This window comes from Pseudomonas sp. S2_A10, from assembly GCF_054668465.1.
Map to the genome: position 1 here is coordinate 4012765 of NZ_CP162773.1, position 18566 is coordinate 4031330.

Consider the following 18566-nt stretch of genomic DNA (forward strand, 5'->3'; position numbering starts at 1 on the left):
GAAGGCGTCAGTTCAGTCGACGCATCGCCCTCAGATCACTTCCCAACCACCCCCCAACGCTTTGTACAAGGCAATGCTCGCCTGCAAGCGCGACAGGCGCAGCTGGACGTTCAGGTCTTGCGCCGCATACAGCGTGCGCTGAGTTTGCAGGACGGTGAGCAGGTCTTCGGCGCCGGCCTGGTAGCGGCTCTGGGCGATGTCGAAAGCGGTCTGTGCCTGGTTCAGTTCTTCGCTTTGCCATTGCCGTTGTTCGTCGAGGCCGCGAATGCTGCTGAGGGCTTTTTCGACGTCGGCGAAGCCGTTGATGATTGCCCCGCGATAGGTCTCCAGCAGTTCATCCTGCCGCGCCTTGGCCTTGTCGCGTTCGGCGCTGAGGCGGCCGTTGTTGAAGATCGGCGCGGTCAGCCCCGAGGACAGGTTGTAGAACGTCGTGCGCAGCAGGTCGGCGGCAAGGTCGGCGCCGCTGCCGAGGCTGGCGGTCAGGGTGATTTTCGGCAGCATCGCGGCGCGGGCGACGGTGACATCAGCCTCCGCCGCCGCCAGTCTGGCCTCGGCGCTGGCAATGTCCGGGCGGCGACTGAGCAAGTCGCTCGGCACGCCACTGGCGATGTCCGGCCAGTGCAATTGGGCGAAGGATTGCTCGGGCAACGGCAACGCTTGCACCGGTTGGCCGAGCAGGGCGGCGAGGCTGATCAGTGCTTCGCGGGCCTGTTGTTGCACCAGCGGTAGGCGACGCTGTTGTTCCGCCACCAGGCTTTTCTGCTGGGCCAGTTCCAGCGCGGTGGCGCTGCCGGCGTCGAAACGGGTCTGCACCAGATGCAGCACGTTCTGTGCATTGGCCAGATTGAGTTCGGCGATGCGCGCCTGCTCACGCAGGGCCAGGGCCTGGGTGTAACTGTTGGCGACGCCGCTGAGCAAGGTCAGCTCGACGGTGGCGCGGTCGAACTCGCTGGCCTGCACACCGAACAAGGCACTGTCGCGCGCGGCACGCTTGCCGCCCCAGAAATCGATTTCGTAACTGGCGCTGAGCTCGGCGTCGTAATAATCCAGCGAGCGATTCTCGGGACTGACATCCAACTGGCTGTAGCCCTTGCCGTGGATCAGTTTCTGCCGGTTGGCGTTCAGCCCGGCCTTGAGTTCGGGCAGCAGCGGGGCGCCGGCAATGGTTGCGCTGGCCTCGGCCTGTCTGACCCGTGCCACGGCGGCGGCGAGGTCGTAGCTGCCCAGCCGCGCCTGTTCGACCAGTCGCGCCAGCTCGGGGCTGCCGAACTGCGTCCACCATTGTCGATTGCTCTGCAGCGCGCCATGGCTGTCGACGGACTGCCACGCGCTCGGTGGCTGCACGCCGCTGTCCAGGCGCGGCACCGGGCTGCTGCAGGCCGCCAGCAACAGGCTGGCGGCGAGGAGCGTCAGTCGCACTTTCATAGGTCGATCATTCACTGGTAAGGGCCGTGACCGGGTCGAGCCGGGCAGCTTTGCGGGCCGGCATAAAGCCGAAGATGACGCCGGTGACCAGCGCACAGGCAAACGCACCGATCACCGCCAGCGCTTGAAAGGCGATCGCCACGCCACTGAGCAACAACACGCCGCCGACCAGCAGCGCCAGGCCGATTCCGGCAATTCCGCCGACCACCGAGAGCATCAAGGCTTCAGTGAGAAACTGACGCAGGATGTCGCGCTGACGGGCGCCGGTGGCCATGCGAATACCTATCTCGCGGGTACGTTCGCGTACGGTCATGAGCATGATGTTCATCACGCCGATACCGCCGACCAGCAGGGAAATCGCCGCAATCGCCCCCAGCATCAGCGACAGCGTGCCTTGCGTGCGCGCTTCGGCCTGGATCATCGCGGCATTGTTGGTCAGCTCGAAATCCTTCTTGCCGTGGTGTCGACGCAACATCGCCTGTTCGATGGCCTGTTCGGCGTCCTTGACCTTGCGCGCGTCCTTGGCGGCAATCACCACGTATTGTGGATTGCGGCTGCCGAACAGGCGCGTGCTCGCCGCCGAGTAGGGAACGGCGATGCGGTTGTCGCTATCGGAGTCGCCGGAGCTGGCGCCTTTTTCCGCAAGCACGCCGAGGATCTGGAACGGCACGTTTTCGATGAGGATGTATTGACCGATGGGGTCGGCGACATCCTTGAGCAACTTGTCGCGAACCTTGGTGCCGATCACCGCGACGGCGGCGGCGCTGTCCTCGTCGGCCTGGGTGAAGTAGCTGCCCTGAATCACCGGCCAGTTGAAAATCTGCGGAAAGTTGGTGTCATTGCCGCCGACGTAACTGCTGTGGTCGGCGTTGCCAAAGCGCACCCCGGCGGTCGAGCCGTTGACCGGCATGATCCGTTCCACCTGGGGCAGGGTGGACAGTTCGGCAACGTCGTCGAGGGTGATGATGCCCTCCGGCGTACGCGGGTTCGGCGCCGAGCCGCTGAGGTAAATGATGTTCGAGCCGAACGCGCCCATTTGTGCCATGACCTGACGCTTGCTGCCCTCGCCGACGGCGAGCATGACCACCACCGAGGCCACGCCAATGACGATGCCCAGCAGGGTCAGCGCCGTGCGAAAGCGGTTGATCCACATCACCCGCCACGCCGCTTGTACAGCGTCGAGCAGTTCACCTTTCCAGGCGCCGGTCTGGTTGCTGCCGCTGCTCAGGCGCTGGCGCAGGTCGACCGCTTGCAACGCCCCGGGATTGGCCGCGGGCGGCGCGCACGCGTGCTCGGCGCTGTCGCTGATGATCAGGCCGTCGCGGATTTCGATGATGCGTTTGGCCCGTTGCGCCACTTCGCGGTCGTGGGTGATAAGGATCACCACATGGCCCTGATCGGCGAGTTCGTCGAGCAGGGTCATCACTTCAGCGCCGCTGTGGCTGTCGAGGGCGCCGGTCGGCTCGTCGGCGAGGATGATGTGGCCGCCGTTCATCAGCGCTCTAGCGATCGACACCCGCTGTTGCTGACCGCCGGAAAGCTGATGCGGACGATTGCCGGTGCGAGTGCCGAGACCGAGACGTTCCAGCAGCGCGTGAGCTCGGGCATGCCGCTCGGCGGCCGGGGTGCCGGCATAGATCGCTGGCATCTCGACGTTTTCCTGCGCCGAGCCGGACGGGATCAGGTGATAGCCCTGAAAGACAAACCCGAACGCTTCGCGGCGCAGCCAGGCCAGTTCATCACTGTCCAGCTGCGCGACATTTTCCCCGGCGAACAGATACTCGCCGCTGGTGGGACGGTCGAGGCAGCCGAGGATGTTCATCAGCGTCGATTTGCCTGAACCGGAGGCGCCGACAATCGCAACGAATTCGCCGGCGTGGATCGACAGATCGATCCCGCGCAGCACTTCCACCCGGGGGCTGTCATCACCGCCGTAGGCTTTGCGGATCTGCCGCAGGTCGATCAGAGGCGTGTGCATTCAGCCTCCATGACCAGCGGCCGGCGCGCTGAGAACATGCTCGCCCTCGGCCAGACCTTCCAGCACCTGGGTGCGCAGGCGATCGTTGATGCCGGTGCGCACTTCCCGCGTTTGAATATCACCGTTGGCAGCGACGATCTGCGCCCGCTGCCACTGCGGACGCGAGCCCGGTTGCAGGGCAGCAGTCGGCACGGTCAGGGTGTCTTGCGCCTGTTCGGCGACGAAGAACACCTGGGCGGTCATGTCGGTCATCAGGCTGTGATCGGCGTTGTCGACGTCGAGCAGCACGGTATAAAGAACCACGCGTTCGCTGCCGCTGCGACCACTGGTAGGGCTGCCGCCCTGATTCTGTTCAAGCGGACGTGGTGGCACCGGCAGGATCTGCCGCACCGTGCTGCTCCAGCGCCGAGTGCCACCGCTGAGGGTGGTGAAGTAAGCGGTCATGCCCGGTTTGACGTGGCCAATGTCGGCCTCCGAAACTTCGGCCCATACCGTCATCGGCGACAGTCGGGCGATGCGCAGGATCAGCGGGGTCTGTTGCTGCGCGTTGAGGGTCTGGCCTTCGCGCGCACCGACGGCGACCACGGTGCCGCTCATCGGCGCGTAGATGCGCGTGTAACCGAGCTCCGCTTCGTCGCTGCGCAGGCTGGCCTGGGCTTGGCGGATCTGCGCCTGGAACATGTCGATGCGCGCCTGGGTTGCGCGAACCTCGGCGCGCGCGGTCTGCACGTCTTCCTCGCGGGTGGCGCCACCGGCGGCGAGTTTCTGCTGGCGCTGGTATTTCTGCTGCGCCAGATCGTGCTGGGCGCGTTGCTCCTGCAACTGCGCCTTGAGGTTTTCGATGGAAAAGCGCCCGGCATCGAGCTTGGCTTTCTGTGTCGACGGGTCGATTTCCACCAGCAACTGGCCTTCCTTGACCGTATCGCCAGCCTCGACGTGAATCTTCTGAATCTGCCCCGAAGCCTGCGCCCCGACATCCACATAGCGGCGCGGCTGCAAGGTACCGAGCGCCGTCACGCTGTTTTCGATATCGCCCCGGCTGACCTGCACAGTGGCAACGGCGTCGCGACCGGGTGGCAAAACCTGCCAGGCAGCAACGGCGATCACGGGAATCAGACAGAGGGCGGCAAACAGCGCGCGACGGGCGGGGCGGGGACGATTCATGCAGGGTTCCGGCCAGTGGTTGCGGCCCGTCGCAAGGCACGACAGACACAGGGGCTGTCCTGTAAACGAGGCATGGGCGACGGAATTTAGCCGCAGACACATCGAGTTACCGCACGCCGGGCGACGACTATTTGTCCGGGATATGGAATCAACTCTTTAAATCTATATGAGAATTACTATAAATTACGCACCTCAAGTTGCCACTATCTTGCTACTGCGTGATCCGCAGGTCTGATCAGTGCGCTCAAGGACAGAAACGGCATCGATGCGGTCGGGAGTCATGTTGGAAAACTACTATCGTGAGCTGGTGTGTTTCCTCAACGCCAGACTGGGCAACCGTCAGGTCGCCGAGGATGTGGTGCATGACGCCTACGTACGCGTGCTGGAGCGCTCCAGCGAGGTGCCGATCGAACAACCCCGGGCCTTCCTTTATCGCACCGCGTTGAACCTGGTTATCGACGATCACCGCCGCAACGCGCTGCGCCAGGTCGAATCGCTGGACGTGCTGGATAACGAAGAGCGCTATTTCACTCCCTCGCCTCACGGCACCCTTGATCACGGACAGCGCCTGGAAATGCTCCAGCGCGCACTGGCCGAATTGCCGCCGCTGTGCCGCGACAGTTTTCTGCTGCGCAAGATCGAAGGCCTGTCCCATCCGGAAATCGCCCAGACCCTCGGCATCTCCCGGGCGCTGGTGGAAAAACACATCGTCAACGCCATGAAACATTGCCGCTTGCGCATCCAGCAATGGGATGGCCAGTGATCCGCGCCGGTTAAATTTCCTTTCATCGTCCTCGTTCCTACTCAACAGACGACCTGCTGACCTGATTCAGGCCGGTCAGGCCACCCAGGCTTTATTTCCCCGCGTTGAGGGGTTCATCCAGAGGACACTGGAAATGACACAGGCAATTGCATCGCCCATCGTTCACGACCTGATCGGCGTCGGTTTCGGCCCTTCGAACCTGGCACTGGCCATCGCCCTGCAAGAGCGCGGCCGGATCCAGGGCGAACTGGATGTGCTGTTCCTCGACAAGCAGGCCACCTACAGCTGGCACGGCAATACATTGTCGACGCAGAGCGAGTTGCAGATTTCCTTCCTCAAGGACCTGGTGACCCTGCGCAATCCGACCAGCCCGTATTCTTTCGTCAATTACCTCAAGCACCACGGGCGTCTGGTCGACTTCATCAACCTCGGCACTTTTTATCCATGCCGCATGGAGTACAACGACTACCTGCGCTGGGTGGCCGGGCAGTTCACCGAGCAGAGCCGTTATGGTGAAGAAGTGCAGTTTATCGAACCGGTGTTGCACAACCAGCAGGTTGAAGCGTTGCGGGTGATTTCCCGGGGCAGCGACGGCCAGCAATTCGTGCGCACCACGCGTTCGGTGGTGGTCAGCGCTGGCGGCACACCGCGCATTCCGGAGGCGTTCAAGGCGCTGAAGGGCGATCATCGCGTGTTCCACCATTCGCAGTATCTGTCGCAAATGGCCAGACAGCCTTGCGTGAACAATCAACCGATGAGCATCGCCATCATCGGAGGCGGACAGAGCGCGGCGGAAGCCTTTATCGATCTGAACGATTCATTCCCGTCGGTGCAGGTCGACATGATCCTGCGCGGCTCGGCCTTGAAGCCTGCGGACGACAGCCCGTTCGTCAACGAAGTGTTCTCGCCGGAATTCACTGATCTGGTGTTCCAGCAGAACAGCGTCGAGCGCGAGCGTCTGGTCAACGAGTACCACAACACCAACTATTCGGTGGTCGACATCGACCTGATCGAACGCATCTACGGCATCTTCTACCGGCAGAAGGTTTCCGGGATTGCCCGCCATGCGTTCCGCACCCTGACCACCGTCGAGAGCGCCACTGCCACGGCAAACGGCATCGAACTGGCCGTGCGCAACAACGCCACCGGGGAAGTCACGGTGCGAATCTATGACGCCGTGGTGCTGGCCACCGGTTACGAGCGCCAGATGCACCGCAAATTGCTCGCGCCGCTGGAGGAATATCTCGGCGAATTCGAAGTCGATCGCAACTACAAACTGATCACCGACGAGCGCTGCAAGGCCGGCATATATATGCAGGGCTTCTGCCAGGCCAGCCATGGCCTGAGCGATACGCTGCTGTCGGTGCTGCCGATTCGCGCCGATGAAATCGCCGGCTCGCTGTACGAGCATGGCAAACAGCGCGGGCACAGTCGCTCGGTGGCGGAGCTGTTGTTGGCGACTGCCAGCTGAATCTGCATTGCCTGACATATCGCCTTCGCGAGCAGGCTCGCTCCCACAATGGTTCTGTGAACGCAGGCCAGAATGTGGGAGCGAGCCTGCTCGCGAAGGGGCCATGGAAAGCCTCACATATGATCGTTCCCACGCTCTGCGTGGGAATGCAGCCCGGGACGCTCCGCGTCCCTTTCAGAAGCCGAACGCGGAGCGTCCGATGAGGCGTTCCTACGCTGAGCGTAGGGACGATCGCGGGGAAATTCTGAACCCTTCCTGAACACCCGCCACATTCCCGGCAAACACCTCTTCCAGCCGTTTCGCTGCGGGCGTAAGCTGCGCGCGTTTTCATCAATTGCGGAGACCCACAGTGGGTACTTGTTCGAGTGACAGTTGTCGGCCGGTCTCGATCACCGGCAGATTCTCGGCAAGATAACGCGCAGCCTTTCCCTGCCGTTGTCTCGCCGTACCAGCGAGCAGCGGCATCCCGTGCACGACCCGTTCCGGATCGTGTCTCGACGTCCTTCTCATCGACGCTGAACCAAGCGTGCTGACGACCTCAGTCGTCATCGCAGCCTATCGACACGCCTGTCATTCCCGACGGGCGCGCTACGCCTTGCCGTGCCGGTTGTCCCGGTGCCAGGGCGCGGCGGTACCTGCTCGACGGTTTCCCGGCTGACCACAGGGGACACAGCCATGAAACTTACACTCAAGGAATTTTTCGCAGGCTTTCTGCGCAGCCGTCACATCGCCCGGCACTTCCGTCGCCTCGCGTTGCTGGATTCGATCAACGACACCAGGGTCAACCGTGAAGTGCCGCCGACGCTGGCCAGTACGCTGGTGGCTGCCGCCCATGCCGACAGCGCCGCGTTGCTGTCGTCGTTGGGCACGCACGGCGAGGGGCTCACCGAGGTCGAAGCCGATGCACTGCGTGCGCAACACGGCCTCAACGAAGTCGAACACGAGCAGCCACTGCCGTGGTGGACCCATCTGTGGCACTGCTACAAAAATCCGTTCAACCTGCTGCTGACCTTGCTCGCGGTGATCTCCTGGCTGACCGAAGACCTCAAGGCGGCCGTGGTGATTTTCTCCATGGTGGTGCTGTCGACGCTGCTGCGCTTCTGGCAAGAGAGCAAATCCAATCAGGCCGCCGATGCGCTCAAAGCCATGGTCAGCAACACCGCCACGGTGCTGCGCCGCGATGGCCCACGCCGGGAGCTGCCGATCAGGCAACTGGTGCCCGGCGATCTGATCGTACTCTCGGCCGGCGACATGATTCCCGCCGATTGCCGCGTGCTCAGCGCCAAGGACCTGTTCGTCAGCCAGGCAGCGATGACCGGTGAATCGATGCCGGTGGAGAAATTCACCCGGTACACCGATCGCGACACGCGTAACCCGCTGGAGCTGGACAACATTCTGTTCATGGGCACCAACGTCGTTTCCGGCAGCGCGATTGCGCTGATTCTCACCACCGGCAACAGCACCTATTTCGGTGCGCTGGCGCAACGGGTCGGCGCGACGGACCGCGCGGTGACCTCGTTCCAGCAGGGCGTCAACAAGGTCAGCTGGCTGCTGATCCGCTTCATGTTCGTCATGGCGCCGCTGGTGCTGTTCATCAACGGTTTCACCAAGGGTGACTGGACCGAAGCGCTGCTGTTCGCGCTGTCGATTGCCGTCGGCCTGACCCCGGAAATGCTGCCGATGATCGTCACCTCGACCCTGGCCAAAGGCGCCGTGTTCCTGTCGCGCAAAAAAGTCATCGTCAAACGCCTCGACGCGATTCAGAACTTCGGCGCCATGGATGTGCTGTGCACCGACAAGACCGGCACCCTGACTCAGGACAAGATCTTTTTGGCGCGTAATGTCGACGTCTGGGGTGAGGATTCTGACGCTGTGCTGGAACTGGCCTACCTCAACAGCTACTACCAGACCGGCCTGAAAAACCTGCTGGATGTCGCCGTGCTCGAACACGTGGAAATCCATCGCGAATTGAAAGTCGGCAGTGCGTTTCGCAAGGTCGATGAAATCCCGTTTGATTTCAATCGCCGGCGCATGTCGGTGGTCGTGGAGGGCCGCGCTCAGCCCCACCAATTGATCTGCAAAGGCGCGGTGGAAGAAGTGCTGGCGGTGTGCAGCCGGGTGCGTCACGGCGAAGTTGATGAGGCATTGAGCGATGAATTGCTGGCGCGGATTCGCCAGGTCACCGGCGCTTTCAATGCCGAAGGTCTGCGCGTGGTGGCGGTCGCGGCTCGCTCAATGCCAGCAGGCCGCGAGATTTACAGCCTGGCCGATGAGCAGGAACTGACGCTGATCGGTTACGTGGCGTTCCTCGATCCGCCGAAGGAAAGCACCGCGCCAGCGCTCAAGGCTTTGGCCGAGCATGGCGTGGCGGTCAAGGTACTGACCGGCGACAACGAGCTGGTGACGGCGAAAATCTGCCGTGAGGTCGGCCTCGGCCAACAGGGTTTGCTGCTGGGCAATGACATTGAGCGCATGGGCGATGCTGAGCTTGCGGTGGCGGTCGAGACGACCAACGTCTTCGCCAGACTCACGCCGTCGCACAAGGAGCGCATCGTCCGTGTGCTCAAGGGCAACGGCCATGTGGTCGGGTTCATGGGCGATGGCATCAACGACGCGCCGGCGCTGCGCAGCGCCGACATCGGCATTTCCGTGGACAGCGCGGTGGACATCGCCAAGGAAGCGGCGGACATCATCCTGTTGGAAAAAAGCCTGATGGTGCTGGAGGAGGGCGTGCTCGAAGGGCGGCGTACCTTCGCCAACATGCTCAAGTACATCAAGATGACTGCCAGCTCCAACTTCGGCAATGTGTTCTCGGTGCTGGTGGCCAGTGCATTCATCCCGTTCCTGCCGATGCTGCCGATGCACCTGCTGGTGCAAAACCTGCTGTACGACATTTCGCAGATTGCCATTCCGTTCGATAACGTCGACGACGAGATGCTGAAACAGCCGCAGCGCTGGCAGCCGGCTGACGTCGGGCGCTTCATGCTGTTCTTTGGCCCGATCAGCTCGATCTTCGACATCACCACCTTCGCCTTGATGTGGTACGTGTTCGACGCCAATACCCCGGATCACCAGACGCTGTTCCAGTCCGGCTGGTTCGTGGTCGGGTTGCTGACCCAGACGCTGATCGTGCACATGATCCGTACGCCGAAGATTCCGTTCCTGCAAAGCCGTGCAGCCATGCCGCTGATGGTGATGACGGCGATTATCATGGCAGTCGGCATCTTCCTGCCCATGGGCCCGCTGGCGCATTACTTCAAGTTGCAGGCATTGCCGTCGCTGTATTTCGCGTTTCTGCCAATGATTCTGCTCGCGTACATGGCTTTGACCCAAGCGGTGAAAGGCTTCTACATCCGTCGATTCGGCTGGCAATAGCAGCCATGGAATGCTCTCCCCTGTGGGAGCGAGCCTGCTCGCGAAGGCGCCGTGTCAGTCAATACGTCTCTGACTGGTATAGCCCCTTCGCGAGCAGGCTCGCTCCCACAGGGGATATTGGTGCGTCGGGGCCGCCGGATGAATGAGCGGATTTTTAGGAAAAGTCCTACAGAGCTATCCCCGGCGCTTGCGTAGTCTTGCCCTCCCCAAACCTCACCGGGAGAATGACCATGAGCAACAAAGCGTTGCGCATCCTGATCGCCGACCCGCAGCATTTTCATCGCATGAAAATCGAGCGCCTGTTCAACTCGCTCGGCTACTACCGCGTCGCCCCGGTGCAGAATCTCGGCGAATTGTTGACGCTGGTCGACTACGGCTGCGAGCCGTTCGATGTATTGGTGATCAATGCCGAGCTGGCGGCAGGCTCCCTGGATCTGTCGGGCTTTCTGCTCGATCACCCACAGGTTCGCCACGCTCTGATCTACAACGAACCGTCGGCGCCCTTGCTGGCGGTTGCGGGGTTTGCTCAGGAAAACGCGCAGATCAGCCCGACGCCATTGCCCAATTCACAGCTCATCGGGCAGGTGATGGCGAGAGTCGAAGCTTGCGACGAACGCCAGGCACCGCCCGACTCTCACGCGTCGTTGCGCCATGCCAATGCATAAAAAACCACTCTGCACAACTGTCAGACCTGACAGGTGATTCTCTTGCTCATCCATGTAACAGTGCCGGCGCGGCCACCGACTCCGGGACAGACTGTTGCGGTGTCTTCGATTTTGCAGGAGTACCAATGAAGTCAGCGCTGATCGTCGATGATCACCCAGTCGTGCGCGCGGCCATTCGAATCGTCCTGCAGGCTCAAGGCTTCACGCAGATTCATGAAGCGTCCAATGGCAATGAAGTCGTGCCGTTGATTTGCGCGCATGATCCGCACCTGGTCGTGCTCGATCTCGGGTTGGGGTCCATGGACGGGCTGGAAGTGCTGACGCGAATCCAGATCAAAGCGCCGACGGCACGCTGCCGGATCCTGGTGTTCAGCATGCATGAGCCCACGCATTACCAGGAGCGCTGTTTGCGCGCGGGCGCGCGGGGTTACGTGACCAAGAGCAATCATCTGACGCTGCTGCACGACGCTATCAAGGCGCTGATGTCCGGCCACACCTATTTCTCCGCGTTGCCCAATACCAGCGGTCTGTACAACGCGGTGCAACGCACTGAACAGGAGCTGATCGCGCAGCTGTCCGATCGAGAGTTATGCATTTTCGTGAACCTGGCGTTGGGCAAGCCAAACAAAGCCATCGCCCAGGAGATGCACCTGAGTCACAAGACCGTCAGCACCTACAAGACCCGCATGATGGCGAAACTTGGCCTGGGTTCGCTGGTGCTTCTGCGTGAGTTCGCCAAGCGCAATCACTTGATCTGAGTACCTCGACATGACGCAGGGACTGCGGGTTTTAGGACTGTGGCTGGGGCTTGTTGCCTCGGTCGGGGCGAATGACCAACCGCAGACACTGGAGGTGCTGGCGCGCCTCGAACCTGGGGGTATCCAGGTCCGCCTCGATGATCGGGAGCGCCATTGGCTGCGTGAGCATCCAGTTTTGCGCATGGGCATCTCCGGCCCGGATTACCCGCCCTTCGAAATCACCCGCCAACAGCATGAGCTGGAAGGGCTGACCGCCGATTACGCCGATCTGCTGGCGCAACTGCTTGGCATCAGGATCGAAGTGCGGCGTTTCGCCGATCGGCCGGCACTGATGGCCGCACTCAAGCGCGCCGACGTTGATCTCTTGGGCACCTCGAACAGTTTCGAAGCGGCGGATCCGGCCTTTGTTCTGTCGCGGCCGTATGCTGAAGATCAGCCGATGCTGGTCACGCGTCACGACGAGAAGCTGACCGCCGACCTTACGGCCAAACGCATCGCCATGGTCGAGGATTACCTGCCACTGGCCCATGTTCAGGCGTTCTACCCCGGCGCCCACGTGCAGCTTTATGCTTCGGCCATGGATGCACTCGGCGCGGTCGCCTTCGGTGCCGACGACGTGTACCTGGGCGACTTCATCAGCGCCAATTATCTGATCAACACCAACTATCGCAACGACCTGCAATTGGCCGGGCCGTCGGGGCTTGATGCCAATCCGTTCGCCTTTGCGTTATTGCGCAGCGATGTGGTGCTCAAACGCATCGTCGACAAGGCCTTGCTGGCCGTGCCCATGGAGCGTCGGCATCTGATCGAACAGCGCTGGAGTGTCGGCCTTGCCGAGATGGCCGAGCAGTCCCGGGTACAGCTCAGCGCCGCTGAACAGCAGTGGCTTGATCTGCACCCGGTGGTGCGGGTGGGCGCGGTCGAAGACTTCGCGCCGTTGGCGTTTTTCGATGCCGAGGGACGCTTCAACGGCCTGGCAGCGCAGTTGTTGAGCCTCATCGCCCAGCGCAGCGGGCTGAATTTCGAGATCGTGCGTGGCACCTCGTTGAACGATCAGTTCGAGCAGCTCCAGGCGGGTGAACTTGATGTCCTGCCGGTAGTGACGCCGAGCACCGAGCGGGAAGCGCAGCTGCAATTCACTCGCGCCTATCTGAACAATCCGTTCGTGCTGGTCAGTGCGGCGAACGGGCCACATCCATTGCCGCTCGACGACCTGGCGGGCAAACGCCTGGCCATCTATCGCGGCCACCCGTTGCGCGAATACCTGTTGCAACGCGTGCCCGGACTACGTCTGGTCGAAGTGAAAAGCCCCGCCGAAGGCATGGCGCTGATTGCCCGAGGACAGGTCGACGTAACGGTGAGCTCGTTGCTGGTGGCGCGTTTTCTGATTGCCCGGCAGTACCGCGATCGCCTGCGAATTACCGGCACCGTTGGCGATCAGCCGGCGCGCATCGCATTGGCCACGGCGCCGCAATCGGCATTGCTGCACTCGATCCTGAACAAGGCGTTACTGAGCATTGCGCCGCAGCAAATGGATGAACTGGTCGAGCGCTGGAGCCACGATGTAGTGGTCGAGAACAGCTACTGGCTGCGCCACCGTCAGGAGATTCTGCTGGGTTTCGCCAGCGCAGCTGCCTTGCTTCTGTTGGCACTGCTGTGGATTGGCTGGCAGCGCCGGCAGATCCACCAGCGTCAGCAATGGTTGCTGCAACTGCAACAGGCCAAGGACGCGGCGGACGAAGCCAGTAGGGCCAAGAGTACTTTTCTGGCGACCATGAGCCACGAGATCCGCACGCCGATGAACGCCCTGATCGGCATGCTCGAACTGGCCCTCAAGCGCGCAGAGGAGGGCGTGACCGATCGACTCGCCATTCAGGTGGCGTCGAATGCCGGCCAGCAATTATTGGCGTTGATTGGCGACATTCTCGATATCGCTCGTATCGAATCGGGGCACTTGTCCCTCGCGCCCGAGCGGGCCAACCTGCGGGAGACGGTGTCGTCGGTATGTCGAGTGTTCGAAGGGCTGGCGCGGCAGAAACGCTTGTTGTGGCGCATCGAGCTTGATCCGCGCGCCGACGTGGATGTGCTGATCGATCCGACGCGCTTCAAACAGGTGCTGTCCAACCTGTTGAGCAATGCGATCAAATTCACCGAGGCAGGCGAGGTCAGCCTGCGTCTGCAGATCGTTGCGATATCGCACGAGCAAGTGAGTGTGCAAGTGCTGATCGAAGACAGCGGCATCGGTATAAGTGCTGAAGATCAAAAGCGCCTGTTCAGCCCGTTCGTTCAAGCGAGCAATAGCCTCCAAGCGGCGCGCAGCGGTTCCGGCCTGGGGCTGGTGATCAGCCGTAACCTCTGCGAAATGATGGGCGGCACGCTGGGTCTCGATAGTGATCTCGGGCAAGGCACGCGAGTAAAAATCAATATCCAGTTGCCGCTGCTGACGTCGGTGACGACCACACTGGCAACGCCCGAGGCGGCAGCCGCGACGTGTGTATTAAGCGTGTTGGTGGTGGACGATCACCCGGTCAATCGCTTGCTGATGTGCTGGCAATTGAGCGAACTCGGGCATCGCACGGTAGATGTGGGCGATGGCGAACAGGGGCTGGACCGCTGGCGAACCCAGGCCTTCGATGTGGTGATCACCGACTGCAACATGCCGCGACGCAATGGCTATGAACTGGCACAGGCGATTCGCAACGAAGAAGCCGCCAGCGGCCGCAGGCCCTGTCTGATCCTCGGTTTTACGGCCAACGCGCAGATCGAAGAGCGCCTGCGCTGTCTGGATGCCGGCATGGACGGCTGCCTGTTCAAACCGATTCGCTTGCATGATCTGGCTGAAGCCATGAACGGCGCCCGCCGTTGCGAGCTTCACGAAGATGAACCGCCTGGCGCCGAGTCGGTCGAGATTGACCTGAGTGCCCTGGAGCAGATGGCCGGGACCGATCACTCGTTGATCGAGCGTTTGCGCAAGGAAGTCGGCAACAGCCTGCGTGATGATCTCCAGGCTCTGGATCATATCCACGTCGGCGACCGCAACGGCCTGCGTGAGCTGGCCCATCGCATCAGGGGCGGCGCGCAAATGGTCGGCGCTGCGCGGGTTGTTGCGGCGTGTGCAGATCTGGACACGGCGTGCCGAGACGGTGATAACGCGTTTATCGAGCGTGCCATCGGCAAGCTGCGCGACGCCATGCACGGCCTCGCACGGTGCCTCTGAACCAATGCAGTCTGCTGTGGGAGCGAGCCTGCTCGCGAAATGCGCGCTGCTGACCCAATTGTTCTGCACATGGAACACTCAAGCCGGTTTTCACCGTCTAGTCGAATATTCGATATGCCTTTAGGCTTAATCCAATGCATTTACCCATTGGAGACCCCATGAAAAACATCATCGGCATTTACACCAGCCCGCGCGGCCATTGGGTCGGCGATGGTTTCCCGGTGCGCACACTTTTCTCTTACGACAACCTGGGCAAGCACATCAGCCCGTTTCTGCTGCTCGATCACGCCGGTCCCGCCGAATTCACCCCGACCACTGAACAGCGTGGCGTCGGCCAGCATCCGCACCGTGGTTTTGAAACCGTGACCATCGTTTACGACGGCGAAGTGCAACACCGCGACTCCACCGGCAGCGGCGGCACCATCGGCCCGGGCGACGTGCAGTGGATGACCGCAGCGTCCGGCATCCTCCATGAAGAGTTTCATTCGGAGAATTTCGCCAGAACCGGCGGCAAGCTGGAAATGGTCCAGCTGTGGGTCAACCTGCCGGCCAAGGACAAAATGGCCGCGCCGGGTTACCAGACCATTCTCGACCGCGACATTCCCAGCATCGCGCTCAAGGACAACGCCGGCAGCCTGCGTCTGATCGCCGGTGAATTCGACGGGCACACCGGACCTTCGCGCACCTTCACGCCGATCGACGTCTGGGATCTGCGCCTCAATGCTGGCAAGGTGCTGACGCTTGATCTGCACGAAGGACGCAACACCGCACTGGTGGTGCTGAAAGGTTCGGTGCAGGTTAACGGTGCGGAATCGGTAGGGGTAGGGCAGTTGGCGCTGTTCGAACGCGACGGTGATCGACTCACTCTCCAGGCCAGCGAAGACGCGGTGGTATTGCTGCTCAGCGGCGAGCCGATCGACGAACCGATCGTTGGTCACGGCCCGTTTGTGATGAATACCGAGCAGGAAATTCATCAGGCCTTCGCCGACTTCCAGTCCGGGCGTTTTGGCCGGATGCACGCCTGACCCCGAGCTTTACTGGCAACTGAAACTCCCCTGTGGGAGCGAGCCTGCTCGCGAATGCTCTGATTCAGTCGAAGAGGTAGTGACTGACAGGACGCCTTCGCGAGCAGGCTCGCTCCCACAGGTTTTTCAGCGTCTGATCGTTCCCACGCTCTGAGTGGGAATGCAGCCGGGGACGCTCCGCGTCCCACAGCCTCAAGATCGCAGCCTTCGGGAGCTCCTACAGGGTTTCGCAGTGTTTTCAAGCGGCGGTTCATCCGCCGAAATCAATTGCTCCTACACTGTACCAATCTGTGCGATCTTCTCGCGATTGGCCTTTGTCGGAGTTGTTTGATGCTGTCTCTGCTGACCGAACACCCGTTGTTTAGCGCGTTGATCCTGATCCTGCTCGATCTTGGCCTGTGGCGGCTGATCAGCTCTCGCGGCAGCGAATGGAAGCTGCTGGTGCGGGTACTGATTTTCGCCCTGTTCAGCATTGTGCTGTTCAACGAAGGCCTCAACCCGATGGAGCCGGCGCCGTGGGCCGACAACGTGCCGCTGCATCTGGCGGCGACCGGGTTGCAGATCGGCTGGTGGCTGTTTGGTGCGCGGACCCTGACGGTGCTGATCGGCGCGGTGATGATGCAGCGGGTCGGCCACACCGGCCGGCTGTTGCAGGACTTGCTCGGCGCGGTGATTTTCCTCATCGCGATCATTGCGGCGCTGGCGTACGTGCTCGATCTGCCGGTCAAAGGCGTGCTGGCGACGTCCGGCGCGTTGGCGATCATCGTCGGTCTGGCCTTGCAGAGCACGTTGAGCGACGTGTTCTCCGGCATCGTCCTCAACACCACCAAGCCCTATCAACTCGATGACTGGATCTCCATCGACGGCACCGAGGGCCGCGTCACCGACATCGACTGGCGCGCCACGCGTCTGCAAACCAGCCAGGGCAGCATGGCCGTGATACCCAACTCGCTGGCGGCGAAAGCCAAAATCATCAACTTCAGCCGACCGAGCAATATGTTCGGCGTTTCCGTCAGCGTGCCTGTCAGCCCCCATGCCCGGCCCAGCTCAGTGATCGAGGCGCTGGAGCGGGCAATGCAGGGTTGCCGGCAATTGCTCGACACGCCGGCGCCGAGCGTATCGTTGAAGAGTTCTGCCAGCGGCGGCGCGGAATACGAAATCAGTGGATTTGTCGCCTCGATGGGCGAGAAGCGCGTGGTGCGCAATCAGTTGTTCGACCTCGCTTACCGGCATTTGCAGGCCTCCGGCGTCAACCTGCTGTCGAGCAACGAGACCAGCGCCGCACCGCAGTTGTCGCGGCCAAGGGCGTTGTTAGAAAGCTCACCGATCTTCTCGACTCTGCGTGAAGAAGAGAAAGACACCTTCAGCCAGAACATGACCCTGCAAACCTTCCGCGCCGGCGAAACGATTCTGGCGGGCGGGGAGGTCAGCGATCATTTGTTCATCATTGAATCCGGCGTGGTTTCGGTGACGCTCAAGCGCCATGGTGCACCCCTGGAATCCGGGCGCATGGGGCCGGGCGAGGTGATCGGCGAGGCCGGGATTCTCTCCGACACCGCGCTGCCGGCGGATTTTTCCGCGAAGACTTTCTGCGCCCTGTATCGCATCGAGAAGTCCTACCTGAAACCGTGCCTGGACGCGCGCCATGACATCCATGATGCGATGCAGGCGTTGCTCGATTTCCGCCTGCACAAGGCGCAGTCGCTGACCGAGGAAGCGCCCGTGGTCGCGCCGAAAAGAGGCTTCCTGCAATGGCTGCGTAATCGCGTCTGAGCTGTCGCATTGTCATTCGATGCAACCTGCGCGGCGTTCTCAGGGTCACAATTTGCAATCCCACCGGGCAGGAGTTGCAGACGATGAAAAACCTGCGAATCGCCACCTTCAACGTCAATGGCATGCGCGCGAGGCTGCCGAATCTGCTGGAATGGCTCAAGCGCGAGCAGCCGGACATCGCCTGCCTGCAAGAGCTCAAGTCAGTCGACAGCGCATTTCCCGCCGCCGAACTGGAGGCCGCCGGTTACGGCGCGATCTGGCAGGGCCAGGCGTCATGGAATGGCGTGGCGATTCTGGCGCGTGATGCGCAGCCGTTGGAGAGTCGACGCGGTTTGCCCGGCGATCCCGATGACACGCACAGCCGCTATATCGAAGCGGCGGTGCACGGTGTGCTGGTCGGTTGCCTGTATCTGCCCAACGGCAACCCGCAGCCGGGGCCGAAATTCGATTACAAACTGGCCTGGTTCGAGCGTCTGATCAATTACGCCAAAGACCTGCAAAGCAGCGATCACCCGGTGGTGCTCGCCGGTGACTTCAATGTCGTGCCCACCGACATGGACATCTACAACACGCGATCCTGGCTCAAGGATGCTTTGTTGCAACCCGAAAGCCGCGAGTGCTATCAGCGCCTGCTGGGCCAGGGCTGGACCGATTCCCTGCGCCACGTGTATCCCGAAGAACGCATCTATACCTTCTGGGATTATTTCCGTAACCATTGGCAAACCAACTCCGGCCTGCGCATCGACCACCTGCTGCTCAACCCGGCATTGAGCCCGTATCTGCACGATGCCGGCGTCGACGCCTGGGTGCGCAACGAACCGCACGCCAGCGACCATGCACCGACATGGATTCGCATCGCTTCGCGGAAAAAGCGCTGAGCGGGCGATTGGCGAAATCAATTGTCGGAAGCCGTGCTTGATCCCGTATACAGGGCAACATCCACGCAGTGTTC

At 61.7% G+C, this 18566-nt stretch carries 12 protein-coding genes; 9 read left to right on the top strand and 3 right to left on the bottom strand.

The features are described 5' to 3' along the window. Window positions 1-30: 30 nt before the first annotated feature. From AB4N41_RS17990 to AB4N41_RS18000, 3 genes are read right to left on the bottom strand one after another with little or no spacing between them, the layout of a single operon-like run. Window positions 31-1425, bottom strand: a complete 1395-nt coding sequence (locus AB4N41_RS17990; RefSeq protein WP_252877800.1) for an efflux transporter outer membrane subunit — start codon at window positions 1423-1425, stop codon at window positions 31-33. A gap of 7 nt (window positions 1426-1432) precedes the next feature. Further along, on the bottom strand, window positions 1433-3403 hold the full coding sequence (locus tag AB4N41_RS17995) for a MacB family efflux pump subunit (RefSeq protein WP_252877801.1): 1971 nt from the start codon (window positions 3401-3403) through the stop codon (window positions 1433-1435). Next, on the bottom strand, window positions 3404-4567 hold the full coding sequence (locus AB4N41_RS18000) for an efflux RND transporter periplasmic adaptor subunit (RefSeq protein WP_150635768.1): 1164 nt from the start codon (window positions 4565-4567) through the stop codon (window positions 3404-3406). A gap of 280 nt (window positions 4568-4847) precedes the next feature. On the opposite strand from AB4N41_RS18000, the gene AB4N41_RS18005 reads away from it, so the two are divergent. The 9 genes from AB4N41_RS18005 to xth all read left to right on the top strand — a co-directional run bounded on the left by AB4N41_RS18005 (window position 4848) and on the right by xth (window position 18492). After that, window positions 4848-5330, top strand: coding sequence for a sigma-70 family RNA polymerase sigma factor (locus AB4N41_RS18005; protein ID WP_041478511.1), 483 nt, complete (start codon window positions 4848-4850; stop codon window positions 5328-5330). 133 nt (window positions 5331-5463) lie between these two features. After that, window positions 5464-6801 (top strand): lysine N(6)-hydroxylase/L-ornithine N(5)-oxygenase family protein, encoded by a 1338-nt coding sequence (locus tag AB4N41_RS18010; protein WP_041478512.1) that lies wholly within the window; start codon window positions 5464-5466, stop codon window positions 6799-6801. Between the two features lie 675 nt (window positions 6802-7476). After that, a complete protein-coding gene (mgtA, locus tag AB4N41_RS18015; RefSeq protein ID WP_460137872.1) occupies window positions 7477-10176 on the top strand; it encodes a magnesium-translocating P-type ATPase in 2700 nt (899 codons plus the stop codon). A gap of 230 nt (window positions 10177-10406) precedes the next feature. Then, window positions 10407-10841, top strand: a complete 435-nt coding sequence (locus tag AB4N41_RS18020) for an ANTAR domain-containing protein (protein WP_041478514.1) — start codon at window positions 10407-10409, stop codon at window positions 10839-10841. Window positions 10842-10966: 125 nt separating this feature from the next. After that, window positions 10967-11599 carry a response regulator transcription factor gene (locus tag AB4N41_RS18025; protein ID WP_056784337.1) on the top strand — a complete coding sequence of 211 codons (633 nt, stop codon included), beginning with the start codon at window positions 10967-10969 and terminating at the stop codon, window positions 11597-11599. 10 nt (window positions 11600-11609) lie between these two features. Beyond that, window positions 11610-14816, top strand: coding sequence for a transporter substrate-binding domain-containing protein (locus tag AB4N41_RS18030; protein ID WP_252877803.1), 3207 nt, complete (start codon window positions 11610-11612; stop codon window positions 14814-14816). Between the two features lie 158 nt (window positions 14817-14974). After that, window positions 14975-15841: a pirin family protein gene (locus tag AB4N41_RS18035; protein ID WP_252877804.1), complete on the top strand. Its 867-nt coding sequence runs from the start codon at window positions 14975-14977 to the stop codon at window positions 15839-15841. Window positions 15842-16171: 330 nt separating this feature from the next. After that, entirely contained in the window at window positions 16172-17614 is a 1443-nt protein-coding gene (locus tag AB4N41_RS18040; RefSeq protein ID WP_041478518.1) for a mechanosensitive ion channel family protein, read from the top strand. Window positions 17615-17697: 83 nt separating this feature from the next. Continuing rightward, window positions 17698-18492 carry an exodeoxyribonuclease III gene (gene xth, locus AB4N41_RS18045; protein ID WP_252877805.1) on the top strand — a complete coding sequence of 265 codons (795 nt, stop codon included), beginning with the start codon at window positions 17698-17700 and terminating at the stop codon, window positions 18490-18492. The last annotated feature ends 74 nt before the right edge of the window (window positions 18493-18566 follow it).